The sequence below is a fragment of the Streptomyces sp. CNZ301 genome, from assembly GCF_004217425.1.
The window spans coordinates 674,173-698,801 of the sequence record NZ_SHLG01000002.1; the positions used below are offsets into that span (position 1 = coordinate 674,173).

The following is a 24,629-nucleotide window of genomic DNA, read 5'->3' on the forward strand; positions in this document are numbered from 1 at the left end:
TTCAGCCGGTTTCCGGCGGGGGTTCGTGGCTGCCCGGAGTGTGGCCGAAGGCACGGCGGAAGACGTCGATGAAGGCGCTGGCGGAGGACCAGCCGCAGCGGTGGGCGACGTTGGTCACCGGTACGTCGTCGGCCAGCAGGCACAGCGCGTGGAACAGGCGCAGCCGGGTGCGCCACTGGGGGAAGGTCATGCCCAGTTCGCGGCGGAAGAGCCTGCTGAGGGTGCGCTGGCCGGCTCCCGCCGCCCTCGCCAGGTCGGCCAGGCCGCGCGGGTCCGCCGGGTCGCGGTGCAGCACGTCGCACACGGCTGCGAGGCGCGGGTCGGACGGGGCGGGCAGCCGGAGGGGGTCCTGCGCCGAGACGCGGAGGCAGTCGAGGAGTACCGCGCGCAGCCGCTGCCGCTCGGGACTCCCGTCGTGCGGGTCCCGGGTGCAGGCGAGGATCAGTTCGCGCAGCAGGGGACTGACGGAAAGCACTGCGGGGGCGTCGAGCCCGAGGGGGTTGCTGTCCGGCGGGAGACCCAGCAGGTGCAGGGCGAGCTGTCCGTGGGCCCGGTGGGCGTGGACGCATCCCGCCGGAACCCAGATGGCACGGGCGCCGGGAGCGAACCAGGTGCCTGCCTCGGTGGTGACGGCCAGGACACCGGAACCCGCGTAGATGATCTGGTGGTTGTCGTGCCGGTGGGCATCGATGCGTTCGCCGGGCGCCAGCACCTGGGTCCGGGTGGGCGCTTCGGGTGTGTGGCGGATAACCGGCATCGATCGGCACCTTATCGGAAGCGCGCCAGACGGTCCCGTGGCGATGATGCCGGGGTGCCCACGGACAAGACCTCACGTACCGGACCCATCACGCTGCTGTCGTTCGGGCATGCCTGCGTGGACGTGTACCAGGGGGCTGTGGCAGCCCTCGTGCCGTACCTCGTCTCCGAGCGCGCCTATACCTACGCCGCGGCCTCCGGCATCGTCCTGGCCGCGTCGCTGCTGTCGTCGGTGATGCAGCCGCTCTTCGGAGCTCTCACCGACAATCGGGCCGTCCCGTGGCTGCTGCCGGTGAGCACCCTGGTCGGCGGGGCCGGAGTCGCGTTCGCCGGAGTCAGCGACTCGTACGCCGTCACCGTGGCTGCGGTCGCCGTGTCGGGCGCCGGCGTCGCCGCCTATCACCCGGAAGCCGCACGCGTGGCACGACGCGCCAGCCGCGGAAGCCACACGGCCATGGGCTGGTTCTCCCTCGGCGGCAACCTCGGATTCGCCGCCGCTCCTCTGCTGGTCTCCGGTGTCGTCGCCACGGCCGGCCTGCGGGCCTCGCCGTTGCTGGTCGTCCCCGCGCTCGCCGGAGCGGTGCTGTGCCTGGCGGCGCTGCGAGGCGTCGAAGACCCCGGGGAAGCGGCAGCCGCCGCACGCGCGACACATGCCGTCGACACGGACGACTGGGCCTCGTTCACGAGGCTGTCGGGGGCCGTCGTGTGCCGCTCGGTCGTCTTCGTGGGCCTCAGCGCGTTCATCTCGCTCTACGTGCGCCAGCGCGCCGGCGGAGGAGAAGTCGCCGGTACGGCCGCGCTGTTCGTGCTCTACCTCGGCGGCGCGGTCGGAACAGTGGTGGGCGGGAGGCTCGCAACCCGCCATGGACGTGTCCCGGTCGTGCAGTGGTCCTACGCTCTGACGGTCCTCGCCGTCGCCGGAGTGGTCTTCGTTCCCGGTCCGATGCTCTACGTCTGCGTCGCCCTCACCTCGGCCGGCCTGTATGTGCCCTTCTCCCTGCACATCACCCTCGGCCAGGACTACCTGCCGCAGCGCGTCGGAACGGCCGCCGGTGTCACCTTGGGACTGACCGTCAGCATCGGCGGCATCGCGAGCCCGCTCATCGGCGCCGTCGCCGACGCCGCCTCACTGCAGACCGCACTGGCGCCGCTCATCGCGCTGCCTGCCGTCGGCTGGCTGCTGCTGCGCACTCTGCACGAGCCCGGGACGGGCGAAGCACCTCCCGGACCACAACCGGGCACCGCGCCACCGGGCACCGCACAGCCTGAGGCCGTTGCCGATCCTCCGGCCGGCCCCTGAGCCCGGCGGCCGGCCGGAGCGCCGGGAGCAGCGGATGCGTCACCTCACCGCATCGGCCCCCTTCGGCGGGCTCACCCGCATCAGCGCCACGTACAGCAGCAGCGAACTCGTCACGCCGACCGCCCAGCCGTAGTCGGCCAGCGGCCGGAGGAAGGGGATGAGGCCGTCGGCGGGGAAGGGGCCCTTGCCCTTGGCGGAGTAGGAGCCGCCGACGGCGAGCACACCGCCCACCATGAACGCCACGACGGCCCGCCAGTTCCAGCCCGAGCCGTACCAGTAGGCGCCGCCCTCGCGGTAGAGGTCTGCCAGGTGCAGGCGGGTGCGGCGCACCAGCCAGTAGTCGGCGATGAGGATGCCTGCGACGGTACCGAGCAGGCCGCCGACCGTCCCGAGCCAGGTGTAGATGTACAGCTCGGGCGTCTCCGTCAGCTTCCACGGCATGATCACGACGCCGACGACGCCCGTGATGAGCGCGCCGGTACGGAAGTTGATGAACCTGGGCGCGAGGTTCGCCAGGTCGTAGGCCGGGGAGACGACGTTGGCCGCCAGGTTCACGGAGATCGTGGCGACCAGGACGGTCACGAGCGCGAAGAGCAGACCGAAGACGTTGTCGGTCTTGCCCGCGAGCTCCACCGGGTCCCAGATCGACGCCCCGTAGACCACCTGCGACCCGGAGGTGACGAAGACGGAGAGCAGGGCGAAGAGCGTCATCGTCGTGGGCAGGCCGAGGGACTGGCCCCACACCTGGGCGCGCTGCCCCGCCCCGAAGCGGGTGAAGTCGGGGATGTTGAGCGAGAGCGTCGACCAGAAGGCGATCATGCCCATGAGGGCGGGGAAGAACACCGGCCAGAACTCGGGGCCCCAGCCCAGCTTCGACGGCTCGTCCAGCAGCGGCCCGAAGCCCCCCGCCTTGACGGCCATCCACGCAAGCAGCACGAAGGCACCGACGATCACGAACGGCGCCGCCCAGTTCTCGAAGCGGCGCAGCGTCTCCATCCCCCGGTAGATGATGGCGAGTTCGAGCACCCAGAACAGCACGAAGCAGACCCACAGGGTCCACGGCTGGCCGGCGATCTTCGCTGCCTCCGTCCAGCCTCCGAAGATCTTGCCGAGCAGTACGAAGATGCCCTGGCCGCCGATCCACGTCTGGATGCCGAACCAGCAGCACGCCACCGCCGCGCGGATCAGCGCCGGGAGGTTCGCTCCGCGCAGCCCGAAGGAGGCCCGTGCGAAGACGGGGAAGGGAATGCCGTACTTGGGGCCGGCGTGACCCGTCAGCAGCATCGGCAGCAGCACGATCACGTTGGCCAGGGCGATGGTGAAGACGGCCTGCTTCCAGTCCATGCCGAGGGCGACGAGACCCGAAGCCAGCAGCCAGGACGGGATGTTGTGGGCCATGCCGATCCACACGGCCGCGAAGTTGTAGGTGGTCCAGTGCCGTTTGGCCATCGGCACCGGGTGGAGGTCGGCGTTGGCGAACCGGCTGCCTTCCGGTATCGCGCCCTCGACGAGCTCCACCCGGCCGTCGGGATGGGTCAGTTCTCCAGTGGTGCCTGGACCGGGCGCGTCCTGCGGGCCCGGTGCGGCGGTTGGAACGGTCCCGGTCATGGCACACACACCTCTTCTGCTGGGTGCTGGGTGATTCTTCGGTTGTCGTTGCGGAATCGTCGTTGTGGCATCGTCGGTGCGGGTGCCGCGTTACAAGTGCGGTGTCCCGGCACTGCGCTGTCCCGGCACAAGTGCGGTGTCACGGCGACCGGGACGAGCGCAGGCGGGCCGCCCCCGCTCAGTCGTTCAGGGCGGGGATGATGTCCCGTCCGTAGGCGTCGATGACCGACTCCGTGGCGTCGTGCATGGCGTACACGGCGAACTGGTCGACTCCGAGGTCCCGCAGGGTCCGCAGCTTCTCGATGTGCGCCTCGGCCGGGCCCAGCAGGCAGAAGCGGTCGACGACGTCGTCGGGCACGAACTCGGTGTCGGGGTTTCCGGCCCGCCCGTGGTGTGCGTAGTCGTAGCCCTGACGTGCCTTGATGTAACTGGTCAGCGCCGTGGGCACGACGTCGGAGTTCTCGCCGTAGCGCGTCACGAGGTCGGCGACGTGGTTGCCGACCATGCCGCCGAACCAGCGGCACTGATCCCGGGCGTGCTGGAGGTCGTCGCCGACGTAGGCCGGGGCGGCCACGCAGATGGTGACGTCGTCGGGGTCGCGGCCGGCCTGGGCGGCGGACACTCGCACCGCCTTGACCATCGACTCCGTCAGATACGGGTCGGCGAGCTGGAGGATGAAGCCGTCCGCCTCACGGCCCGCCATGGCCAGCGCCTTCGGCCCGTACGCGGCCATCCACACCGGCAGCTTCCCGTCCCGCACCCACGGCAGTTTCAGCGGTGTGCCGTCGATGACCGCTTCGCGTCCCTCCGCCAGGTCGCGGATGACGGACATCGCTTCGCTGACGCGGGCGAGGGTGTTGGGCTTGCGCCCGGCGACGCGCATCGCCGAGTCTCCCCGGCCGAGGCCGCACACGGTGCGGTTGCCGTACATCTCGTTCAGGGTGGCGAAGGTGGAGGCCGTGACCTCCCACGAGCGGGTGCCTGGGTTGGTGACCATCGGGCCGACGATCAGCCGCTCGGTGTTCTCCAGCACGCGGCTGTGAATGACGAAAGGCTCCTGCCACAGCACGGCGGAGTCGAAGGTCCACCCGTAGCGGAAGCCCTGCCGCTCGGCACGCCGCATGAGGCCGACGGTCCGCGAGCCGGGCGGGTCCGTCTGCAGTACGAGTCCGAAGTCCATGCCTGTCGTTCCTTTCAACCGCTGGTATCAGCCGAGGAGTTGGCACAGACCGCGGGGCGTGTACTGCCCGTGCCCCGCGCGTCCTGTGTAGGTGCGCCTGTCGATGACGGTCTCGCCGCGCGAGAGCACCGTCTCGACCTGACCGGTGATCTGCTTGCCCTCGTACGCCGAGTAGTCGACGTTCATGTGGTGCGTGTCGACGGAGAGCGTCTGCTGCGCCTGCGGGTCGTAGACGACGATGTCGGCGTCCGAACCGGGCTGCAGAGTGCCCTTCTTGGGGTACAGCCCGAACATCCGGGCCGGTGTGGCGCAGGCGATCTCGATCCAGCGGCGGCGCGAGATGTGGCCGTCGAGCACGGCCTGATGCAGCAGGTCCATCCGGTGCTCGACGCCCGGCATCCCGTTGGGGATCTTGGAGAAGTCGCCGCGGCCGAGTTCCTTCTGCCCGACGAAGCAGAACGGGCAGTGGTCGGTGGAGACGACCTGGAGATCGTCGGTGCGCAGCCCCCGCCACAGTGCGGCCTGGTGCTCACGCGGCCGCAGCGGCGTGGAGCACACGTACTTGGCTCCGCCGAAGTCCGGCTCGGCCAGGTTGTCCGTGGAGAGGAACAGGTACTGCGGGCAGGTCTCGCCGAACACCGGCAGGTCCTTGTCCCGGGCCGCGGCGAGTTCGGCGACGGCCTCCTCGGCGGAGACGTGCACGACGTACAGCGGTGCACCCGCCACCCGCGCCAGCTGGATCGCCCGGTGGGTGGCTTCCGCCTCCAGCAGGGCCTTGCGCACCTCGCCGTGGTGGCGCGGGTCGGTCCGGCCGGCGGCCAGCGCCTGTTCGACGAGGACGTCGATGGCGATGCCGTTCTCGGCGTGCATCATCGTCAGGCCGCCGTTGGAGGCGGTGCGCTGCATGGCGCGCAGGATCTGCCCGTCGTCGCTGTAGAAGACGCCCGGGTAGGCCATGAACATCTTGAAGGAGGTGATGCCCTCCTCCACCAGCATGTCCATCTCCTTCAGCGTCCCCTGGTTCACATCGGAGAGGATCATGTGGAACGCGTAGTCGACGGCGCACTTGGAGTCGGCCTTGGCGTGCCAGCGGTCCAGGCCCTCCCGAAGCGCGTGGCCCTTCGTCTGGATCGCGAAGTCGACGATGGTGGTCGTGCCGCCCCAGGCGGCGGCCCGGGTTCCGCTCTCGAAGTCGTCGGAGGAGAAGGTGCCGCCGAAGGGCATGTCCATGTGGGTGTGCGGGTCGACGCCGCCCGGGATGACGTACTTGCCGGTGGCGTCGATGGTGTGCTCCGCGCTCCAGCCCTCGGCGACGCTGCTTCCGGTGGCCGCGGTGGCGACGATCCGTCCGTCCTCGACGAGTACGTCCGCGTGCGTCTCGTCGGACGCGGTGATGACGAGCCCCCCGCGAACGACCGTACGTGAGTGCGTCATTGCGAACTCTTCCCTCCCAGCTCGTTGTTGGCCGTGCGCAGGGCGCGCTCCAGGATTCCGGCGCCCTCCTCCGCCTCTGCGACGGTGAGACTCAGCGGCGGTGCGATGCGCAGCACGCTGCTCGTGGAGTGGCCGCCGCCCTTGCCGATGAGCAGACCCCCCTCGCGCGCCGCCTCCAGCACCAGCGAGGCCGCCTTCGGCGACGGGTCGCCGGTGTCCGGATCGACCAGTTCCACGCCGGCCATCAGGCCCCTGCCGCGCACCTCCCGTACGACGCCCAGGCCGGCGGACGCGGCCCGCAGCCGCTCCAGGAGCAGGCCGCCGACGCGGCGCGCGTTGCCCTGAAGGTCGTGCTCCAGCACGTAGTTGAGGTTCGCGTTGCCGGCGGCCATCGTGACGGGGCTGCCGCCGAAGGTGGAGATGGAGTTGGCGGGAAGGCAGTTCATGATGTCGGCCCGTGCGACGACGCCGCCGATGGACATGCCGTTGCCGATGCCCTTGGCGAAGGTGAGCATGTCGGGCGGGCCGGCCCGGTCATGGGCCTGCCAGCCCCAGAAGTGCTCGCCGGTGCGGCCCCAGCCCGTCTGCACCTCGTCGCTGATCCACAGGATGCCGCGCTCGTCGAGGACTTCGCGGAACGCGGCGAACAGGCCGTCCGGAGGTGAGGTGAACCCGCCGACGCCCTGCACCGGTTCGGCGATCAGAGCGGCCACGTCACCGCCGGTCTGGCCGAGCATGTCCTCCAGGTCCGCCGTGCAGGCCTCGATGAACTCCGCGTCGTCCAGGGCCGCGTAGGGACCCCGGGTGCGGACGCCTCCGTGCACGTAGAGCGTCTGGAGGGGCGAGAGGCTCGTGGGCGACCAGGCGCGGTTGCCCGTGATGCCGATCGCCGAGAAGGAACGGCCGTGGTAGCTGTTGCGCAGCGCGAGGATCTGGTTGGAGCGGCGGTAGGTGGTGGCCAGCAGCAGCGCCGTGTCGTTGGCCTCGGTGCCGGAGGTGGTGAAGAAGACGCGGGCGTCTGGAATCCCGGACAGGGCGGCGATGCGCTCGGCCAGCTCCACCATGGGCCGGTCGAGGTAGAGGCTGGAGGTGTGCAGGATGCGCCCCGCCTGCTCACTGACGGCCTTGGTGACCTCCGGCAGCGCGTGGGCCGTCATCGTGGTGAGGATGCCGCCGAAGAAGTCGAGGTAGCGGTTGCCCTCGCCGTCCCAGACGTACCGCCCCTCGCCGTGGGTGATCTCCATCGGCTCGTCGTAGTACAGCGCGAGCCAGTCGGGCATGACGGCGCGGTGCCGGTGAAGGAGCGCCGCCGCCGGTCCGGCGGTGTGGTGGGTGCTCATCAGGGCTGCACCAGCCCGTCGTAGGCGTCGGGGCGGCGGTCCCGGTAGAAGGCCCACTGCCGGCGCACCTCTTCGATCATCCCGAAGTCGAGGTCGCGGACGAGGAGTTCCTCCTCCTTGTCGCTCGCGACGTCGCCGACGAACTGGCCGCGCGGGTCGACGAAGTAGCTCGTGCCGTAGAAGTCGTTGTCGCCGTACTCCTCGGTGCCGACCCGGTTGATGGCGGCGATGAAGTACTCGTTGGCGACGGCGGCGGCGGGCTGTTCCAGCTGCCACAGGTAGGAGGACAGGCCCCGGTGCGTGGCCGAGGGGTTGTAGACGAGCTGCGCGCCCTCGAGTCCGAGGGCGCGCCAGCCCTCGGGGAAGTGGCGGTCGTAGCAGATGTAGACGCCGACCTTGCCCACGGCCGTGTCGAAGACGGGCCAGCCCACGTTGCCCGGCTTGAAGTAGAACTTCTCCCAGAATCCCTTGACCTGGGGGATGTGGTGCTTGCGGTACTTGCCGAGGTAGGTGCCGTCGGCGTCGATGACCGCGGCGGTGTTGAAGTAGAAGCCCGACTGCTCCTTCTCGAAGACCGGGACGACGACGACCATTCCCGTCTCGCGTGCCAGCTCCTGCATCCGCCGCACCGTCGGGCCGTCCGGCACGGGCTCGGCCCACTTGTAGTGCTCGGCGTCCTGCACCTGGCAGAAGTACGGGGCGTTGAAGACCTCTTGGAATCCGATGACCTCGGCGCCCTGCCGGGCCGCCTCGCGTGCGTGCTGCTCATGCTTCTCGATCATCGATTCCGTGTCGCCTGTCCATGTCGCCTGCACGAGGGCGGCGCGCACAACATCGGGCATGAGCAGCTCCTTTGCCGGGAGGTCAAGGCCATTCGACACGCGTAGATCCACGTGAGAATGTGACGGTAGGTCGGGTCACGCACGGTGGCAAGGGCATCTGCGCCAGGTCGCCCGAACGATCGGGCTTTCCGCTGACGCGTGAAAGACCGGTCCTCGAAGCCCCGCACGCCCGGCCACCAGGCACAACCGCCGGCGACGAGCCGCGCGCGGTTCCCCGGGCCGCCCGGTCACACCGCTCCCGGCACGCCCGGAACTCCCGCGGCCCGGAATGCGTCGGCGACCCTGCGGCAGTGCTCCGGGGACAGCGTCCGTGCCGCGTCCAGGACGAGAGAGACGAGCACCGCCGCAGCGGCAGGCGCCACGGGGGCTTCGGTCAGCACCTCGGCGGCTCCCGACGGTGAGCGGGCACGGATGACGGCGGCCAGCAACTCCACGGCCCCGCTCTCCCGCCCTGCCCGGTGCAGGGCAAGTGCGGCCTCGGCGATCTGCTGCGGCGGCCGGTGCGCGCCCTGGCGCAGCAACCGTGCGCTGTCCTCCGCGCGGCCCAGGGAGGAGAGCGCACCGGCAGCGGCGGCGAAGGCGCCGGCGGGCAGCGCAGCGGCCTCCCACAGCAGAATCCCCGCGTCCGACGTCATGCCGCGGCGGTGCAACTCCTCGACCAGCACGGCGAACCGGAGCGGCTGCCGGCCCGCGGCCTCGCACAGCAGCGCGTGCGCCTCGCCGCCGCTTCCCGCACGCCGCAGGTGCGTCAGCCGTGCGGCGGTCTCCTCCTCGGCCGCCCGCGCCTCGGCGACCTCCTCGGGGGCGGGTACGGCCGCGGCGGGGCGCCGCACCGCCCCGGCGAACCGGGCGCCGCGCGGCGGCGGTTCACCTGCGGCGGCGGCACCGGCGTTCCCGGCGGCGGGCGGGACGAGGTCGGGCGACGGGGCGCCGGGCGGCACGATCGCGGCGGGCCCGGCGGCGTCCGGCGCTGTGAGGGGCGCCCCGGCGAAACGCGAACCGCCCGTACGAGCACGCCTGTTGGCGCGCGCGGGGGTGTCCGGAGACGGATCGGCAGCGGGCCCGTGGTGCTCGGGCGCGCCGGCCCGCTCGGCCGGCCCGCCCCGCGTGGGAGCGTCGAGAGCTGCGTGACGGGCGCGCAGCTCCGCACGGCGCGCCTCGGTCCGCGCGAGATGGTCCAGCGCCCACGCCAACTCGGTGCCGCCGTCCGGCTCCAGTGCCCGTACGCGCGCCGCCGCCTCGGCCGACTCCCCCTCCACCACGGCGAGCCGGCTCCGCAGCACCGGCCCGCCGCCGGCCCAGATGTCATACGCGGTGGTGGCCGCGGCGTGCAGCCGCAGCAGGCGTTCCTCCGCCCGCCGCGCCGGTCCGGTCCCGTACAGGTGCGTGAAGTCGTCCAGCAGCGAGGCCACGACGTCCCAGGGGGGAACCTCCCGGCCCGCCAGGCAGTCCCGCAGACCCTGCGGGTCGTGCGCGGCGAAGACGGCGTACCAGCCGGAAGCCGCGTCCAACTGCCCGGCCAGCGCGGCCAGTTCGGCGGCGTACACACGAACCGGTTCCAGGGGCGGCCGGGCGGTCGCCGCAGCGGGCACATCTGCCATGCCCGGCATTGCACACCCGCCGTGTTACAGCGGGTGTGTCCGGGATGCTACGGGCAGTTTTCGTCCCGCTCCCCGTCCGCTCCCGGCGACCGTCAGGAGCCGGCCGGGCCGGCCGGCTCCTGACGTCCCCCACGTCGAGGGGCGCAGCTACTTCGAGGGGCGTACCACCATCGCCGAGCCGCCTCCGCGCCGCTCCTCCTCCGCCGCGGCGAGCCACCGTCCGCCGGGCAGCTGCTGCACTGCGGTCGCCGCGCCGATCTCGTCGATCCTGGTGAAGGAGTGGCCGAGATCCTCCAGCCGGGGCCGCACGCCGCTGTTCCACAGCGCGGGCTCGATCTCGGTCTTCGCCGCGTTGCGCTGGCTGGCGCGGGGCGCGTTGAGCGCCTTGTCCAGCGGCATGCCCCGGTCCACGTGGTTGATCATGCTCTGGAGCACGGTGGTGATGATCGTGGCACCGCCGGGCGAGCCGAGCGCGAAGGCCGGTTTGCCGTCCTCCAGCACGATCGTCGGCGACATGGACGAACGCGGACGCTTGCCCGGGCCCGGCAGGTTCGGGTCGTGCACGTCCGGGTCGGCGGGCTCGAACGAGAAGTCCGTCAGCTCGTTGTTGAGCAGGAAGCCCCGCCCGGGGACGGTGATGCCGCTGCCGCCGGTCTGCTCGATCGTCAGCGTGTAGGAGACGACGTTGCCCCACTTGTCGGCGGTCGTCAGGTGCGTCGTGCTCTCGCCCTCGTACGTCGTCGGCGCGGCCTTGTCGCCGGAGCCGCACTCCTCCGGGTCGCGCGGATCTCCGGGCGCCACCGGGCTCTTGAGTACCTCGTCGTCCTTGATGAGGCAGGCACGTGAGTCGGCGAAGCGCTGCGAGAGCAGCTCCTTCGTGGGCACGTCCTCCGCCGACGGGTCGCCGACCCAGCGTCCGCGGTCGGCGAAGGCGACGCGGCTGGCCTCGATGTAGCGGTGCAGCAGCTTCTTCTCGCTGAGCTTGCTCAGATCGCCGCGCTCGAGGATGTTCAGGGCCTCGCCGACGGTGGTCCCGCCGGAGGAGGAGGGTGCCATGCCGAAGACGTCGAGACCGCGGTACTCGGTGTGCGACGGCGCCTGCTTCTTGACCTCGTACGCCTTGAGGTCCTCTCGTGTCAGGTCGCCCTTGCGGACCTTCTCCCCGCTGCCGGGGTCGACCGGCGGCCTGCGCACCGTTTCGACGATGTCGTCGGCGATCGCCCCGTCGTAGAGCTGCCCCGTGCCGTTGCGGGCAATCGCCTTGTAGGTGCGGGCGAGGTCCGGGTTGCGCAGGGTGCTGCCCGTCTTGGGCAGTTCGCCGCCGGGCATGAACAGCTCGACGGTGTCCGGGAACTTGCGGAAGCGCTCCTCGTTGTCGGCGGTCTGCTGACGGAAGGTCTTGTCGACGGTGAAGCCGTCGCGCGCCAGCTTCTCGGCGGGGGCGAGCACCTTGCCGAGGGGCTTCGTGCCCCACTTTCCGAGGGCCTTCTCCCATGTGGCGGGCGTGCCCGGGGTACCCACGCTCAGGCCGCTGGTGACGGCCTCGGCGAACGGTATGGCCTCGCCGTTCTCCTGGAAGAGCTTCTCGTCGGCGCTCTTCGGCGCGGTCTCGCGGCCGTCGAGAGTACGGATTCTCCCGTCCGCCGCGCTGTAGGAGACGAAGTACCCGCCTCCGCCGAGGCCTGCCGAGTACGGCTCGGTGACGCCGAGGGCGGCGGCCGTGGCCACCGCGGCGTCGACGGCGTTGCCGCCCTGCTTGAGCACCTTGATCCCCGCCGCGGACGCGTCCGCGTCCACGCTGGAGACGGCACCGCCGTAGCCGACGGCGACCGGCTTCTTCGACGGCTCGTGCCCGGCGTCCTGACCGCTTCCGGTGAGGGCGGGTGCTGCCGCGGCACCCACCGTGGCGACGGCCGCGGTGGCGGTGATCACGGCGATCAGTCTGACGGAACGGCGGTTGGTCATACGCCGCATGGGAGCCTCCTGACGGGACGGGTCAGCGAAGACTAGCCCGCCGCCGAAGTCGCGTCAGCACCGGTGCGGGGCTGATCCCGCCGCTCTCGCTGCGCAGATCCCGCCGACCCCGCTGCACCCCGTCCGTCTGCGCAGTACGCTCCGGCTTCATGACGCAGAACCTGCCTGCTCTTGTGCTGGGTGCCGTCGCGGTGGCCCTCGCCATCGCCCTGGGCTGGTTCGCGCGCACCTTTCTGTGGCGGCGCGGACTCGGCCGCAAGCAGCGGTTCTTCGGCCTGCCGCAGCACTCCGAGTGCCTCATGGTGGTCAACCGGGACGCCGCCACCGCCGAATGGTCCGTCATCCGCAACGACGTCTTCGCGCTGCTCGAGCTGTCCGCCGTCGTCAAGGAGTGCGGAGCGAACGCCGACGTCATATCCCACGACATGGCGCAGCAGGGCTTCGGCGAGCGCACCGAGTTCTGCATCGGCGGGCCCGTCTCGAACCGGCGCATGGCAGCTCATCTGCAATCCCTGCTGCCGGGCGTACGCATCGACACCGAGACCGGCAACAGCCCGGACAGGGGCGCCTTCACCATCGGCGGCGAGCGTCATCTCCTGGAGCCCGGCGTGCGCGAGCACGTTCTCCTCGCGCGGCTCACCGCCGGGCAGGGCGACACCGCCCGCCCCGTCTTCCTCATCTGCGGCCAGCGCTCCGTCACCCACCAGGCCGCGGCCCGTCATCTGGCCCGGCACCACGACCAGCTGACGCGCAGATACGGGGCCAACGGGAACTTCTGCGTGCTGCTGCGGGTCGTCAACTCCCAGGCATACGGGGCGGACGTCGTCGAGCTCGTCGCCGACGTCACCCGCGCCGCGACGGCGCCACCACCCGCATCGCCGGCCGACCCGGACGCGGGCGGACGCCGCGGCAGTCACCGGGCGAAGAGCTGAGCACACGGAGCGCCCTGCCTGCACACCCGCACGGCCCGCCCGTCCTTCGGCCGGCTCAGGCGACGCCCGGCCCGCGCTCCGGGCTCACGTCTCGGAGAACTCCGCGTACAGCTGCGACAGCTCCGGCGTGCCCGTCTCCGCCCACGAAGCCCCCTCCTCCAGGACGTCCAGCTCCCGGCCCGAGCCCAGCCGCACCACCGGCTGACCGTCCGGCCGCAGCCGCCACCGGGCGCCCGGCACGGTCCGTACGAGAACCGTCCCCAGGTACAGGCCGGCGTCGCTGCCGAGCCAGGGAGTGATCTCCGGGTCGTCCCGCCAGCGCGGCAGGAGCTGGTCCAGGGCGGCCAACGACTCGACCGAGTCGTCGAGTTCGACTCCCGCGTCCCCTGCCTGGTCCCGCAGCAGTTCGCATTCCGAGAGAAGCTGCGCGGCACCCTCCGGGTCCTCGCCGGACACCGCGTCCGCGATCGAGGCGTTCCGCGCGTCGCCGTGCCTCTTACGCCAGTTGTCCAGGAAGGGGATGTTCATGCGTTTCAGGGTGTCATTCCCCCATGGGCGAGCACCACAGGCACGCTGTGCATCGGCAGGCGTGCGGAAAAAACGGCCGGTGTCCCGACTGGACACCTTGACGCCGCTTTGCCGTCTCTCTACCTTCACCGGGCCTCGGTCGAATCGGGGCGCGCGGAAAGGGTGTTGGTGCCGGACGAAGAGAGAGGACCGTCGGCGTGCGCGGACGTCTGTGGAGTGTTCCCCTCGTGATCCTGCTGACCCTCGCGGGTGCCCCCGCGGCAGTGGCGGCGGAGGACCGCACGACAACGACCACCGAAGAGCCGCTCCCTCTGGAGCGGCTCTTCGACAACCGGGCGGTGAGCGACGACGCACGGCCGGGAGCCGCCGACTTCGACGGGGCGGGCAACTCCCTCTCCGCGCAGGACCTGAAGGCCGCCGGCTGGGAGCCGGGCCGCCTGCTCGGGCTCGACTCCGCCGCACTTCGCTGGCCGCACAAGCGTCCGGGACAGCCCGACAACGTACGCGCCGACGGGCAGCAGGTCCGGGTCAGCGGAACCGGCAACGCGGTGTCGTTGCTGGTCGCGGCCACCTCCCGAAGCGGAGGCCCGGGCGCGGGCGTCACCGGCACCGGCACCATCCGCTACTGGGACGGCTCCACGTCCCCCTACACGCTGACCGCTCCCGACTGGCGCGCCGGCCCGCTCGCGACGAAGGCCGTCGCGCTGCCGCACATCAACACCCGCTCAGGAACGCCACTCACGGAGAAGGCAAAGCTGTACGCCGTGACGGTTCCGGTCCGCAAGGGCCGCTCCGTCCGCTCGGTGACGCTGCCGCGCGACGCCGGTCCCGAAAGCGATCTGCACGTCTTCGCCGCGTCGGTGCGGCGTCAGGAGCCTGAGTGGACGGGGAGCTGGACGACGAGCACCGCCGGGTACACGACCGTCGGCCCCTGGGCGAACCAGACGCTCCGCCTCGTCGTGCACACCTCCGCCGGCGGCTCGCGCACGCGCATCCGGCTGGCGAACACCTTCGCCTCGGCGCCCGTCGAGATCGGGCGGGCCTCGGTCGTCGTCCAGCAGGAGGGCGCCACCGGCAGGGGGAGGCCGGTGAAGCTGCAGTTCGGCGGCCGCGACGGAGTGGTGATGCCCGCGGGCACGCACGCGGTGAGCGATCCCGTCGGCTTCCAAGTGCCCGCCGACAGCAATCTTCTGGTGAGCATCCATCTGCCCGGCCCGGTGGCGGCCGCTCCGGTGCACAGCGCGACGAGTCAGCGCAGCTACGTCAGCGCCGGCGGCAGCGGCGACCGCACGGGAGACCAGGAAGGCACGGCGTTCACCGGCTCGTTGGGGGTGTGGCCCTTCCTCACGGGTGTCGACGTGCGCGGCGGCCCGGGGTCCGTCGTCGCGTTCGGCGACTCCATCACGGACGGGGTGCGCTCCACGCCCGACACCAACCGGCGCTGGCCGGACGTGCTGGCCCGGCGGCTGCGCGCACAGCAGGAAGTGCCGCGCTACGGCGTGCTCAACCAGGGCATCTCCGCGAACCGTGTCGTCTCCGACCGCTATCCCGGCGACGGTGTCAGCGACGACACGGGCGGCGTCAGCGCCCTGCACCGTCTGGAGCGTGACGTGCTGGCGCACTCGAACGCGCACACCGTCGTCGTCCTCGAAGGCATCAACGACGTGCGGTGGGGCGCCTCGGCGGAGGAGGTCGTCGCGGGTCTGAAAGAGGTCGCCCGGCGCGCGCACGAGCGTGGACTGCGCGTCGTCGGGGCCACGCTGACGCCCTGTGAGGGCTACAAGGACTGCCTGCCGGAGGTCGAGGCCAAGCGCAGCGCAGTCAACGCCTTCGTCCGCGACAGCAAGGGAACCTTCGACGCGGTGCTCGACTTCGACGCGGTCGTACGGGATCCGGACCGCCCCCAGCGGATGCTGCCCGCGTACGACAGCGGCGACCATCTGCACCCGGGCGACGCGGGATACAAGGCGATGGCGGACTCGGTGGATCTGAGGAAGCTCGTGCCGTAGCCGCACCGCGCCCGGGACCGGGACGAAAAAGCACAGGCCGGGACGGGAAGGGCGTCGCGCGGAAACGCCGGCGGCGCCCTGCCCCTGCCGGGACGGTCAGAGTTCGAGGTCGACGACGACGGGGGCGTGGTCGGAGGCGCCCTTGCCCTTCCGCGCCTCCCGGTCGACGTAGGCGTCCTTCACGGCCGCCTCGAACGGAGCGTTGCCATAGACGAGGTCGATGCGCATGCCCCGGTTCTTCGGGAAGCACAGCTGCCGGTAGTCCCAGTACGTGTACGGGTGGTCGTACTTGAGGGGGCGCGGCATCACATCCGACAGGCCCTCCTGGCGCAGGGCCTTCAGGGCGGCACGCTCCGGCTCGGTGACGTGGGTGGAGCCCTCGAAGACGGCCCGGTCGTAGACGTCCTCGTCGGTGGGGGCGATGTTGTAGTCGCCCAGTATCGCGAAGGGGACGTCGCCGGAGACCTCGTGCCGGGCGGTCCGGCGGAGCGCCTCCAGCCACTGGAGCTTGTAGTCGTAGTGCGGGTGGCCCACTTCGCGGCCGTTGGGCACGTACACCGACCACACGCGCACACCGCCGCACGTCGCAGCCGCCGCGCGCGACTCCTGGCCGCCGTCGTAGGCCGGGCCCTCGGGCAGGCCGGTGACGGTGTCGGCCAGGCCGACGCGGGAGAGGACCGCGACCCCGTTCCACCGCCCGTCGCCGTTGACCAGCGACTCGTAACCCAGCGCCTTGACCTCGGCGGCGGGGAAGGCCTCGGCGGAGCACTTCAGCTCCTGCAGGCAGAGCACATCGGGAGCGGAGGACTCCAGCCACTCCAGCAGCCGCGGCAGACGGGCACCCACGGAATTGACGTTCCAGGTCGCGATACGCATGCCGTGAAATCTACCGCGCGACACCGACACTCTCGCCGGGGGCCAGACGCCCGTGCTCCACGCCTCCCAAGTCGCCGATGAGCCGGTCGTAGACCGGCCTCGCCTGGTCCGCGAGGAGTCCGTCGTGCACGTCGAAGGCGCGGCGCGGCGCGACTTCGCGCAGGTAGTCGATGACCTCGGAGACCTTGCTCCAGGGCGCGTGCACCGGCAGCAGCAGCGTGTCCACGGGGCGGCCCGGCACGGTCAGGGCGTCACCGGGGTGGAAGAGGGAACCGTCCACGAGGTATCCGCAGTTGGCGATCCGCGGGATGTCGGGGTGGATCACGGCGTGCAGCTGCCCGTGGACCTCGACCGGGAAACCCGCGGCGTCGACGGCGTCGCCCTCTCCGACGGTGTGCACCCGGCCGGGGAAGGTCGTGGAGATCCGCTCCGACACACTGCGCGGCGCCCAGATCTGCGCGGCCGGGTTGGCCTCCATGGCGGCGCGCAGCCGGCCCTCGTCGAAGTGGTCCGGGTGCTCGTGCGTGACCAGCACCGCGTCGGCTCCGACGGCGGCGTCGCCCTCGCTGAAGCCTCCGGGGTCGATGACGAGCGTGCGTCCGTCCCTCTCGACCCGTACGCAGGCGTGGCCCTTCTTGATCAGCTCCATGGGGGCCATTGTGCCTGCTGCTCCCGGCGGTTCGGCGCGACGTCCGCGTGGCCTGCGCGCGACCCGGGAGCGGGGCTACTCGTCCGGCGTGGTCTCCTCCCGGATCACGCCCTGGGCGACCGCGAACGCGGAGTTCGCGGCGGGAACGCCGGCGTAGACGGCGGTCTGGAGGAGGACCTCCTTGATCTCCTCCGGGGTGAGGCCGTTGCGCAGGGCCGCCCGGATGTGGAAGGTCAGTTCGTCGTAGTGGCCGCGGGCGACGAGCGCGGTGAGGGTGATCACGCTGCGGGTCCGCCGGTCGAGACCCTGACGGGTCCATACCTCGCCCCAGGCGTAGCGCGTGACGAAGTCCTGGAAGTCCTGCGTGAAGTCGTCCGCGTTCTCCTGCGCCCGGTCCACGTGCGCGTCTCCGAGAACCTCGCGGCGGACCTTCATGCCCGCGTCGTAGGTGTCGCTGCGGGCCGTGACGAGGTCCGCGGACTCCAGTTCCGCCACGGCGCCGGTGGGCCTGATCGGTGCGGGAGTGATCACGGGCGCCGGGGCGGGCGGACCCGCGGGCGACTCCTGCCAGCTTGTCGTGAAGTGCCTGATGATCAACTCGGTGACGGCGCCCGGCTGTTCGACGGGCGTCAGGTGCGACGCTCCGGGCACTATCGCGAGCCTCGCGTCCGGTATCCCGGCGACGAGGGCGCGGGCGTCGGCGGGCGGTGTCGCCTCGTCCTCGGCGCCGGCGACGACCAGCGTCGGCACGCCGATCCCGCCCAGTTCACTGCGCACGTCGAAGGCGGCCAGCACCTCGCAGGCCGCGATGTAGCAGCCGGGGTCGGTCGTGCGCACCATCTGCACGGCCCACTCGACGATCGCGGGCTGCGCTTCGACGAACCCCTCGGTGAACCACCGCTCGGGCGTGGAGCGGGCGATGGGGTCGAGCCCGTTGGTACGGACGACGACGCCGCGCTGCCGCCAGGCGTCGGCGGTCCCGAAGCGGGGCGAGGTGGAGATGAGCGCGAGCGAGGAGAGCCTTTCGCGGGCCAGGATGCCCAGCTGTATGCCGACGGCGCCGCCGATGGAGCACCCGGCGAAGCCGAAGCGCTGGATGCCGAGGGAGTCGAGCGTGGCCAGGACGCGCTCGGCCAGCGACGTGGCCGAGTCGGCGGGATACGCGGGGGCTCCCCCATGACCTGGCAGGTCGAATCGGAGAACGCGCCAGCTGCGGGTCAGTTCCGGTATCTGCCGGTCCCACATGTGCCACGTCGTACCGAGGGCCGGACCGAGCACAAGCACGGGGGCGTCGTCGGGGCCGTCCAGGCGGTGTTGCAACATCCGGTCACTCTGCTTCTCGCTCACGCGGCCACGCTACCCAGCACTCCGCGGGGCGCGACCACGGGGGCATTGCTCTGTACATCAGAACTTCACTGTGGACACGACATATACACGCGGCGTGCTCCGGTACGTGCGGTCGACGGTGATCGCCACGTCCGGGCGGCTGCCGCTCTGCCGGTACGTGGTACCCGCGTAGTCGTGCCCCTCCTTCTCCAGGTCCCAGCCGACCTTCTCGGCATGCCTGCCGCCGATGGTGACGTGTCCGGACCTCAGTTCGGAAGAGCTGGTACCGACGTCTTCGAGGAATTCTCCGAGCTTCTTCTGCGGGACGCGGAACTGCACGTAGAGCGTGCTGGTCTGCCAGGAGTTCGCCTCGTAGAAGGCATAGTGGCTGGACCGGGACGGCAGAGGCACATCGTAGACGTCACGCTGCACCTTGCTCGGCCAGCCGTAGGTGAGGTTGGTGGCCGCCGCGTTGCGCTGCTTGTCCTCGCCGCTCTCGCGGCTCTGGAAGGCGGACCTGACCAGGTAGCCGAGCGGCACCGCGATCAGCAGCACCACGATGAGCAGAGTGAGCAGGCGGTGGCGCGGGCGGTGCGGCGGCCGCCGCGACGGGCGCACTCCAGGGGGCGTGGTGGTGGTCACTGGCCCACCGCCCGGCGCAGGTTGTCGGCGGCGCGTTCGTAGCGCTCGTATCTCTCGAGCCGGCGCCGGTTGGCGCGCCGGAACCGGCGGGCCACGAGACGGGCGAGGTCGGCGGCACCGACCATGCCCGCTTCGGGGCCGAGCTGTGCCTTGGCGATGGTGGCCTCCGGCCGGTAACCGCGGCCCGTGAGATGACGCTTGAAGGCCTCACGTGCCGGGTCGATGAGCAGTTCGTCGGCGGCGCTGACACCCCCGCCGATCACGAAGCCGCCGGGGTCGAGGGCCGCGGCGAGGTTGGCGATGCCGACGCCCAGCCAGTGCCCGATGTCCTGGAGCAGTTCGGTGCACATCGCGTCGCCGTCGCGGGCCAGTTCGGTGATGAGCGGGCCGGTGATCTCCGAGATGTGGCCGCCGACGCGCTCGATGATCCCGTACGCGACGGGGGACTCGGCGACGGCGAGTTCACGGGCCTCGCGCACGAGGGCGTTCCCCGAGCTGTACTGCTCCCAGCAGCCGCGGTTGCCGCAGGGGCAGCGGTGGCCGCCGGGCACGACCTGCATGTGCCCGAACTCGCCCGCCACCCCGTACTTTCCGCGCTTGACGCGGCCCTCCTCCAGGATGGCGCCGCCGATGCCCGTGCCGAGGGTGATCATCACGAGATGGTCCTCGCCCCGTCCGGCTCCGAAGCGCCACTCGCCCCAGGCCGCGGTGTTGGCGTCGTTGTCGACCATGACCGGGACGGCGAGACGTGCGGTGAGAGCGTCCTTGAGGGGTTCGTCACGCCAGGCCAGATGCGGCGCGAACAGGACGCGGGAGCGGTCGGCGTCGACCCAGCCGGCGGCGCCGATGCCGACGGCGTGCACGTCATGGCGGTCGGAGAGGTCCAGGACCAGCTCGGCGATGGTGTCCTCGACGACCTTGGGGCTCTTGGACTTCTCGGGCGTCTCGGCGCGCACCTGTTCCAGGATCTGGCCGTCGGCGTCGACGACGCCCGCCATCACTTTCGTGCCGCCGATGTCGATGCCGACCGTGGGGACGCGGGGCGCGGACAGCGGCGAGCGGCGCTCCCGGGTGCTGACCGTCCGCAGGACGCTGGCGCTCGGCGCGGAGCGGCGATGGCGGCGGTCCCGGTCCGCGCGCTCTCGGTACATGCTCACTGCGCGGCCTTTCCTCGTGCGCGGCTGCCGGCCTCCGGGCCGGCGGGTCGATCGTTCCGTGGGCCGGACGGAACGGTGAGCCCGGTCCCGGCCCACAGGCCGATTCTGCCTTACCGCGCGAGGTCGCGGCGCCACACTCCTGTGACCAGCCAGGACGCGGAGGTGCCGGCCGGCGCTGGCGCCGGTGGCCCCCGCCGTCACTCCAGATGCTGCGGTACCGGCGCACGCTCCAGTTCGTGGCTGAGCTGTTCCAGCTCGCTGCCGCCGGACATCTGCCGTGTCAGCTCCTCGAGTTGCAGGCCGTCCTTGTGGTGGCTGCCGGCCATCGCTCCGCGCTTGAGCAGGACGAAGCGGTCCCCCACGAGGTAGGCGTGATGGGGGTTGTGCGTGATCAGCACCACTCCCAGCCCGGCGTCGCGGGCCGCGGCGACGTACTTCAGCACCACGCCGGACTGCTTGACGCCAAGCGCGGCCGTCGGCTCGTCCAGCACGAGCACCTTCGCTCCGAAGTACACGGCGCGGGCGATCGCCACGCACTGCCGTTCACCGCCGGAGAGGGTGCCGATGGGCTGGTCGACGTCGCGCAGGTCGATGCCCATGCGCAGCAGTTCGCTGTGCGTGGTGCGCCGCATGTGCTCCACGTCGAGCCGGGCGAAGGGTCCCTTGGAGAACCGGCCCTTGGCGGGTTCCGAGCCGAGGAAGAAGTTGCGCCAGACCGGCATCAGCGGGACGACGGCGAGGTCCTGGTAGACGGTGGCGATGCCGCGGTCGAGAGCCTCGCGCGGCGAGGAGAGCCGGGTCTCCTCGCCGTTGATGCGGAAGGTTCCCGCGTCGTGCTGGTGGAGCCCCGCGACGATCTTGATGAGCGTCGACTTGCCGGCGCCGTTGTCGCCGAGCACGCACGTGATCTCGCCCGCGTGGACCTGGAGGGAGACCTCCTCCAGCGCGCGGATGTTGCCGTAGAACTTGCTGACGTCCGTCAGCTCCACGAGCGGGGCCTTCGCCGTCGCGGCGTCCGGGGGTGCGCTGCCGGTGTCCACGGCCGCCCCGGCGCCGGTCTCCGTGTCCTTGTCCGTGTCCTTGTCCGTGTTCTTGTCCGTGTTCTTGTCCGTGCTCATGTCCGTGTTCTTCTCCGCCGTCATCGGCTCGCCTCCGCACGCTTGCGTATCCACGCGTTCAGCAGGACGGCGACCAGCAGCATCGCCCCGAGGAAGAACTTGAACCAGTCGGGCTCCCACTGCGCGTACACGATGCCCTTGCTCGTCATGCCGAAGATGAACGCGCCCACGGCGGCGCCCACCGCCGAACCGTAACCGCCGGTCAGCAGGCAGCCGCCGATGACGGCCGCGGCGATGTAGATCAGCTCGTTGCCGACGCCCTCGCCGGACTGGACCACGTCGTAGTTGAAGAGGAGGTGCTGGCCGGATATCCAGGCGCCGAGGGCCACCCCGAGATACAGGCCGATCTTGGTGCGGGCGACGGGGACGCCCACGGCGCGCGCGGTGTGCTCCCCGCCGCCGACAGCGAATATCCAGTTCCCGGCCTTCGTGCGCAGCAGCAGCCACGTGGCCAGGACGACCAGGGCCAGCCACCACACGACGGTGATCTGGATCTCGGCGGGCCCGATGGTCAGCTCGGAGGCGAAGAGCGCCCTGGCCGAGGCGAAGCCCTCCATGTCGGAGATCGTCTTGGTGGAGACGGTGCCGCTGATCAGCTTCGTCAGGCCGAGGTTGAGCCCCGTCAGCATCAGGAACGTGCCGAGCGTGATGATGAAGCTCGGCAGTTTCGTACGGACGAGCATGTAGCCGTTGAAGAAGCCGATGCCGAGCGTGACCAGCAGCGAGAAGCCGACGCCGACCCAGACGTTGGCCGTCATCTGGTAGCTGAACATCGACGAGACCAGCGAGGAACTGGTGACCATCACGCCGGTCGACAGGTCGAACTCGCCGCCGATCATCAGCAGCGCCACCGGCACCGCCATGATCCCGAGGGTGGAGGAGGCGTAGAGCACCGTGGAGAGGCTGGAGGCGCGCAGGAAGCTGTCGGCGACCACGGAGAAGACGGCGAAGACGGCGATCGCGCCGACGACGGCGCCGAGTTCGGGACGGCCCAGCAGCCGCTGAAGCAGCGGCCGGTGCACGAGGCGCTCGTCGCTCTTCCCCGCCGGGCCGGTGCCCGCGGAGCTTCCGCCTGCCCGCGCCTCCGTGGCGGTGCCGTCTTCCGCCGCCCCGGGGGCGCCCGGTGGTGTGGGTGGTGTGGGTGTGGGTGCAGCCGTCATCGCGTTCCCCGCTTCGTGTACTTCTGCAAGGTGGATGCGTCCTTCTTCGTGAGGATCTGCGGGCCGGTCAGCACGGGCTTGCCGCCGCCCAGCATGTTGGCGTTGTAGCGCTCCAGCCACAGCAGGTCCACGGCCTCGTAGCCCTGCATGTACGGCTGCTGGTCCACGGCGAATCCGATCGAGCCGTCCTCGAGCCCCTGCGCCGCCTGGTCGTTGAGGTCGAACGTGACGGTCTCCGCCTTGCTGCCCGCGCCCTCGGAGGCCTTGACGGCCGTGGGAGCGAAGGGCGCGCCGAGTGTCACGACGGTGTCGATCTTGCGGTCCGACTGGAGTTCGGCCTCGAGGGAGGACTCGACGGCGGGCATGTTCGTACCGTCGGCGTGGAGGTTGCGCACCTTGCCGTCGAAGGTCTTGCGCAGGCCCCGGCAGCGTTCCTCGTGGCCGACGTTGCCCTGCTCGTGCAGGAGGCACACGGCCTTCTTGCGTCCGCGCTCGTTCAGCTCCCGCCCGACGGCCTCGCCCGCGAGGACCTCGTCCTGGCCGATGTGGGCGAGTGCGCCGTACTCCTCGGACTTGTCCTGGCCGGAGTTGACGGTGACGACGGGTATGCCGGCCTTGACGGCCTTCCTCAGCGCGCCCTTCATCGCCTCCGGCTTGGCGAGGGAGACGATCAGGCCGTCCACCTCGTTGTCGACGGCGGCCTTCACGAGCTGCGCCTGGCGGCCCGCCTCCTTGTCGTGCGAGTAGTGGAAGTCGATGTTGTCCTTGGCGGCCGCCTGCTCGGCGCCGCTCTGTACGATGTCCCAGAAGGTGTCGCCCTCGCCGGAGTGGCTCACCATGGCGATCTTCCAGCGGGGAGTGTCCACGGCCGCGTCGCCCGAGACCGCCGCGTTGCGCTCCTCCTCCGCCCGTTTTCCGCCGGTGCTGCTGCACCCCGCCAGTCCGGCGGACGCGAGCCCGACGGAGACGAGGACGGCCGCTGCCGTCGCGGCCCGGGTCGCGCGGGCTCCCGCGCGGTTCCGGCGGAACCTTTCCAGCCTGGACACGTACTGCTGACCTCTCGGTGCGGGTGTTCCTGTTCGTCGCGGCGCCCGCGGCGGCACCCCGGACCGGCGCGGACGTCCGCGCCAGTATCGGGGGCCCGCCCGCGGGGGATGTTCACCGGGTTCCGCGCTTGGTGTATTTCTCCAGCCGCGGCACGTCCTTGTCCGTGACGATCTGCGGTCCGGTCAGGACGGGCTTGCCGCCGCCGAGCTCGTTGGCGTTGTAGGCGTGCAGCCACAGCGCGTCGACAGCCTCGTAGCCCTGGAGATAGGGCTGCTGGTCGACGGCGAAGCCGAAGCTCTTGTCCTTCAGCCCCTTCACGACCTGCGCGTTGAGGTCGAAGGTGTCGATCTCCGCCTTGCTGCCCGCCTTCTCCTTGGCCTTGGCGGACGTCGCGGCGAAGGGAGCGCCGAGGGTGAGCACGGTGTCGATGTCGCCGTCCGACTGGAGCTTGGCCTCGACGGAGGACTGCACGTCCGGCATGTTCGTGCCGTCCACGTTGAGTGTGCTCATCTCACCGTCGAAGGTCTTCTTCGCACCGGCGCAGCGCTCCTCCAGCGAGACGTTGCCCTGCTCGTGGATGACGCAGAGCGCCTTCTTGCGGTCGCGCTTGTTCAGCTCGTCGCCGACGGCCTCGCCCGCGATCGCCTCGTCCTGGCCGATGTGCGAGAGCGCACCGAGCTCGGAGGAGTACTGGCCGCCGGAGTTGATGGTGATGACCGGGATGCCGGCCTTCACCGCCTTCTTCAGCACGCCCTTCATCGCGTCGGGCTTCGCGAGAGTGACGATGAGGCCGTCCACCTTCTTGTCGATGGCGGACTTCACGAGCTGCGCCTGGCGGCCCGCCTCCTCGTCGTGCGAGTAGTCGAACTGGACGTTGTCCTTGCGGGCAGCGTCCTTGGCTCCGCTCTGCACGATGTCCCAGAAGGTGTCGCCGTCGCCGGAGTGGGAGACCATCGCGATCGTCATGCGCGGGGTGTCGACGCCCTTGCCGCCGCCCGCACCGTTGCTCTGCTCCTCGCCACTTTTGCCGCCGGAGCTGCTGCAGCCGGCGGCGAGTAGGGCCGCGCTCGTGAGGGCTGCGGCCACCGTTGTCGCTCTACGTGCTCTACGCCGAAGGACCATGAGCGGAGTTCTAGCCGCGCCCGGAGCG

At 71.0% G+C, this 24,629-nt stretch carries 21 protein-coding genes; 3 read left to right on the plus strand and 18 right to left on the minus strand.

Annotation, left to right across the window (positions count from 1 at the left end; all coding sequences use genetic code 11):
• Position 1 precedes the first annotated feature (1 nt).
• Entirely contained in the window at positions 2–757 is a 756-nt protein-coding gene (locus EV375_RS27130; protein ID WP_130302558.1) for an AraC family transcriptional regulator, read from the minus strand.
• A 54-nt stretch (positions 758–811) separates the two neighbouring features.
• Between EV375_RS27130 and EV375_RS27135 the strand changes: the two genes are divergently transcribed.
• Positions 812–2,056, plus strand: a complete 1,245-nt coding sequence (locus EV375_RS27135) for an MFS transporter (RefSeq protein WP_130302559.1) — start codon at positions 812–814, stop codon at positions 2,054–2,056.
• A 39-nt stretch (positions 2,057–2,095) separates the two neighbouring features.
• Here the strand turns inward: EV375_RS27135 and EV375_RS27140 are convergent, their stop codons facing one another.
• The 7 genes from EV375_RS27140 to ggt all read right to left on the minus strand — a co-directional run bounded on the left by EV375_RS27140 (position 2,096) and on the right by ggt (position 12,026).
• Positions 2,096–3,664 carry an NCS1 family nucleobase:cation symporter-1 gene (locus tag EV375_RS27140; RefSeq protein ID WP_130302560.1) on the minus strand — a complete coding sequence of 523 codons (1,569 nt, stop codon included), beginning with the start codon at positions 3,662–3,664 and terminating at the stop codon, positions 2,096–2,098.
• Positions 3,665–3,842: 178 nt separating this feature from the next.
• A complete protein-coding gene (locus tag EV375_RS27145; protein WP_130302561.1) occupies positions 3,843–4,844 on the minus strand; it encodes a TIGR03842 family LLM class F420-dependent oxidoreductase in 1,002 nt (333 codons plus the stop codon).
• A 27-nt stretch (positions 4,845–4,871) separates the two neighbouring features.
• Positions 4,872–6,278 carry a dihydropyrimidinase gene (gene hydA / locus EV375_RS27150; RefSeq protein ID WP_130302562.1) on the minus strand — a complete coding sequence of 469 codons (1,407 nt, stop codon included), beginning with the start codon at positions 6,276–6,278 and terminating at the stop codon, positions 4,872–4,874.
• Positions 6,275–7,618 carry a class-III pyridoxal-phosphate-dependent aminotransferase gene (locus tag EV375_RS27155; RefSeq protein WP_130302563.1) on the minus strand — a complete coding sequence of 448 codons (1,344 nt, stop codon included), beginning with the start codon at positions 7,616–7,618 and terminating at the stop codon, positions 6,275–6,277. Before EV375_RS27155 ends, hydA begins: the two co-directional genes overlap by 4 nt.
• Positions 7,618–8,460 (minus strand): nitrilase-related carbon-nitrogen hydrolase, encoded by an 843-nt coding sequence (locus tag EV375_RS27160; protein ID WP_130302564.1) that lies wholly within the window; start codon positions 8,458–8,460, stop codon positions 7,618–7,620. The genes EV375_RS27155 and EV375_RS27160 overlap by 1 nt, the downstream gene beginning before the upstream one ends.
• 227 nt (positions 8,461–8,687) lie before the next feature.
• Positions 8,688–10,061, minus strand: coding sequence for a hypothetical protein (locus EV375_RS27165; RefSeq protein WP_130302565.1), 1,374 nt, complete (start codon positions 10,059–10,061; stop codon positions 8,688–8,690).
• A 147-nt stretch (positions 10,062–10,208) separates the two neighbouring features.
• Positions 10,209–12,026: a gamma-glutamyltransferase gene (ggt, locus tag EV375_RS27170; RefSeq protein ID WP_130302915.1), complete on the minus strand. Its 1,818-nt coding sequence runs from the start codon at positions 12,024–12,026 to the stop codon at positions 10,209–10,211.
• 158 nt (positions 12,027–12,184) lie between these two features.
• Between ggt and EV375_RS27175 the strand changes: the two genes are divergently transcribed.
• Entirely contained in the window at positions 12,185–12,967 is a 783-nt protein-coding gene (locus EV375_RS27175; RefSeq protein ID WP_130302566.1) for a hypothetical protein, read from the plus strand.
• Between the two features lie 84 nt (positions 12,968–13,051).
• Here EV375_RS27175 and EV375_RS27180 read toward each other — a convergent pair whose 3' ends face one another.
• Positions 13,052–13,495 (minus strand): DUF6278 family protein, encoded by a 444-nt coding sequence (locus EV375_RS27180; protein WP_130302567.1) that lies wholly within the window; start codon positions 13,493–13,495, stop codon positions 13,052–13,054.
• A gap of 197 nt (positions 13,496–13,692) precedes the next feature.
• Here EV375_RS27180 and EV375_RS27185 point away from each other — a divergent pair, with 197 nt between their 5' ends.
• The gene (locus tag EV375_RS27185; protein ID WP_130302568.1) at positions 13,693–15,504 is read left to right on the plus strand and encodes an SGNH/GDSL hydrolase family protein; all 1,812 of its coding nucleotides are present in this window, start codon (positions 13,693–13,695) and stop codon (positions 15,502–15,504) included.
• Positions 15,505–15,600: 96 nt separating this feature from the next.
• On the opposite strand, the gene EV375_RS27190 is transcribed toward EV375_RS27185, so the two are convergent.
• From EV375_RS27190 to EV375_RS27230, 9 genes are all read right to left on the minus strand, one after another.
• Positions 15,601–16,380: an exodeoxyribonuclease III gene (locus tag EV375_RS27190; RefSeq protein WP_130302569.1), complete on the minus strand. Its 780-nt coding sequence runs from the start codon at positions 16,378–16,380 to the stop codon at positions 15,601–15,603.
• A gap of 10 nt (positions 16,381–16,390) precedes the next feature.
• Positions 16,391–17,029, minus strand: a complete 639-nt coding sequence (locus tag EV375_RS27195; RefSeq protein WP_130302570.1) for an MBL fold metallo-hydrolase — start codon at positions 17,027–17,029, stop codon at positions 16,391–16,393.
• Between the two features lie 75 nt (positions 17,030–17,104).
• A complete protein-coding gene (gene pcaDC / locus EV375_RS27200) occupies positions 17,105–18,352 on the minus strand; it encodes a bifunctional 3-oxoadipate enol-lactonase/4-carboxymuconolactone decarboxylase PcaDC (RefSeq protein ID WP_130302916.1) in 1,248 nt (415 codons plus the stop codon).
• An 81-nt stretch (positions 18,353–18,433) separates the two neighbouring features.
• On the minus strand, positions 18,434–18,997 hold the full coding sequence (locus EV375_RS27205) for a hypothetical protein (RefSeq protein ID WP_486588832.1): 564 nt from the start codon (positions 18,995–18,997) through the stop codon (positions 18,434–18,436).
• Complete coding sequence (locus tag EV375_RS27210) at positions 18,994–20,148, minus strand: ROK family glucokinase (RefSeq protein ID WP_055487159.1); 1,155 nt, start codon at positions 20,146–20,148, stop codon at positions 18,994–18,996. Before EV375_RS27210 ends, EV375_RS27205 begins: the two co-directional genes overlap by 4 nt.
• Before the next feature lie 203 nt (positions 20,149–20,351).
• Positions 20,352–21,272, minus strand: a complete 921-nt coding sequence (locus tag EV375_RS27215) for an ATP-binding cassette domain-containing protein (RefSeq protein ID WP_130302918.1) — start codon at positions 21,270–21,272, stop codon at positions 20,352–20,354.
• 20 nt (positions 21,273–21,292) lie between these two features.
• Positions 21,293–22,432, minus strand: a complete 1,140-nt coding sequence (locus EV375_RS27220; RefSeq protein WP_130302571.1) for an ABC transporter permease — start codon at positions 22,430–22,432, stop codon at positions 21,293–21,295.
• Positions 22,429–23,373, minus strand: coding sequence for a sugar ABC transporter substrate-binding protein (locus EV375_RS27225; RefSeq protein ID WP_486588877.1), 945 nt, complete (start codon positions 23,371–23,373; stop codon positions 22,429–22,431). The genes EV375_RS27220 and EV375_RS27225 overlap by 4 nt, the downstream gene beginning before the upstream one ends.
• 217 nt (positions 23,374–23,590) lie before the next feature.
• The gene (locus tag EV375_RS27230) at positions 23,591–24,601 is read right to left on the minus strand and encodes a sugar ABC transporter substrate-binding protein (protein WP_130302572.1); all 1,011 of its coding nucleotides are present in this window, start codon (positions 24,599–24,601) and stop codon (positions 23,591–23,593) included.
• Positions 24,602–24,629: the final 28 nt, after the last annotated feature.

Excerpts from the sequence above, each read along its gene's own strand:
- EV375_RS27130 (WP_130302558.1), bottom strand. The coding sequence starts at position 757 with ATGCCGGTTATCCGCCACACACCCGAAGCGCCCACCCGGACCCAGGTG.
- EV375_RS27140 (WP_130302560.1), bottom strand. The coding sequence starts at position 3,664 with ATGACCGGGACCGTTCCAACCGCCGCACCGGGCCCGCAGGACGCGCCC.
- EV375_RS27145 (WP_130302561.1), bottom strand. The coding sequence starts at position 4,844 with ATGGACTTCGGACTCGTACTGCAGACGGACCCGCCCGGCTCGCGGACC.
- hydA (WP_130302562.1), bottom strand. The coding sequence starts at position 6,278 with ATGACGCACTCACGTACGGTCGTTCGCGGGGGGCTCGTCATCACCGCG.
- EV375_RS27155 (WP_130302563.1), bottom strand. The coding sequence starts at position 7,618 with ATGAGCACCCACCACACCGCCGGACCGGCGGCGGCGCTCCTTCACCGG.
- EV375_RS27160 (WP_130302564.1), bottom strand. The coding sequence starts at position 8,460 with ATGCCCGATGTTGTGCGCGCCGCCCTCGTGCAGGCGACATGGACAGGC.
- EV375_RS27165 (WP_130302565.1), bottom strand. The coding sequence starts at position 10,061 with ATGGCAGATGTGCCCGCTGCGGCGACCGCCCGGCCGCCCCTGGAACCG.
- ggt (WP_130302915.1), bottom strand. The coding sequence starts at position 12,026 with ATGACCAACCGCCGTTCCGTCAGACTGATCGCCGTGATCACCGCCACC.
- EV375_RS27175 (WP_130302566.1), top strand. The coding sequence starts at position 12,185 with ATGACGCAGAACCTGCCTGCTCTTGTGCTGGGTGCCGTCGCGGTGGCC.
- EV375_RS27180 (WP_130302567.1), bottom strand. The coding sequence starts at position 13,495 with ATGAACATCCCCTTCCTGGACAACTGGCGTAAGAGGCACGGCGACGCG.
- EV375_RS27190 (WP_130302569.1), bottom strand. The coding sequence starts at position 16,380 with ATGCGTATCGCGACCTGGAACGTCAATTCCGTGGGTGCCCGTCTGCCG.
- EV375_RS27195 (WP_130302570.1), bottom strand. The coding sequence starts at position 17,029 with ATGGAGCTGATCAAGAAGGGCCACGCCTGCGTACGGGTCGAGAGGGAC.
- pcaDC (WP_130302916.1), bottom strand. The coding sequence starts at position 18,352 with ATGTTGCAACACCGCCTGGACGGCCCCGACGACGCCCCCGTGCTTGTG.
- EV375_RS27210 (WP_055487159.1), bottom strand. The coding sequence starts at position 20,148 with ATGTACCGAGAGCGCGCGGACCGGGACCGCCGCCATCGCCGCTCCGCG.
- EV375_RS27215 (WP_130302918.1), bottom strand. The coding sequence starts at position 21,272 with ATGAGCACGGACAAGAACACGGACAAGAACACGGACAAGGACACGGAC.
- EV375_RS27220 (WP_130302571.1), bottom strand. The coding sequence starts at position 22,432 with ATGACGGCTGCACCCACACCCACACCACCCACACCACCGGGCGCCCCC.
- EV375_RS27230 (WP_130302572.1), bottom strand. The coding sequence starts at position 24,601 with ATGGTCCTTCGGCGTAGAGCACGTAGAGCGACAACGGTGGCCGCAGCC.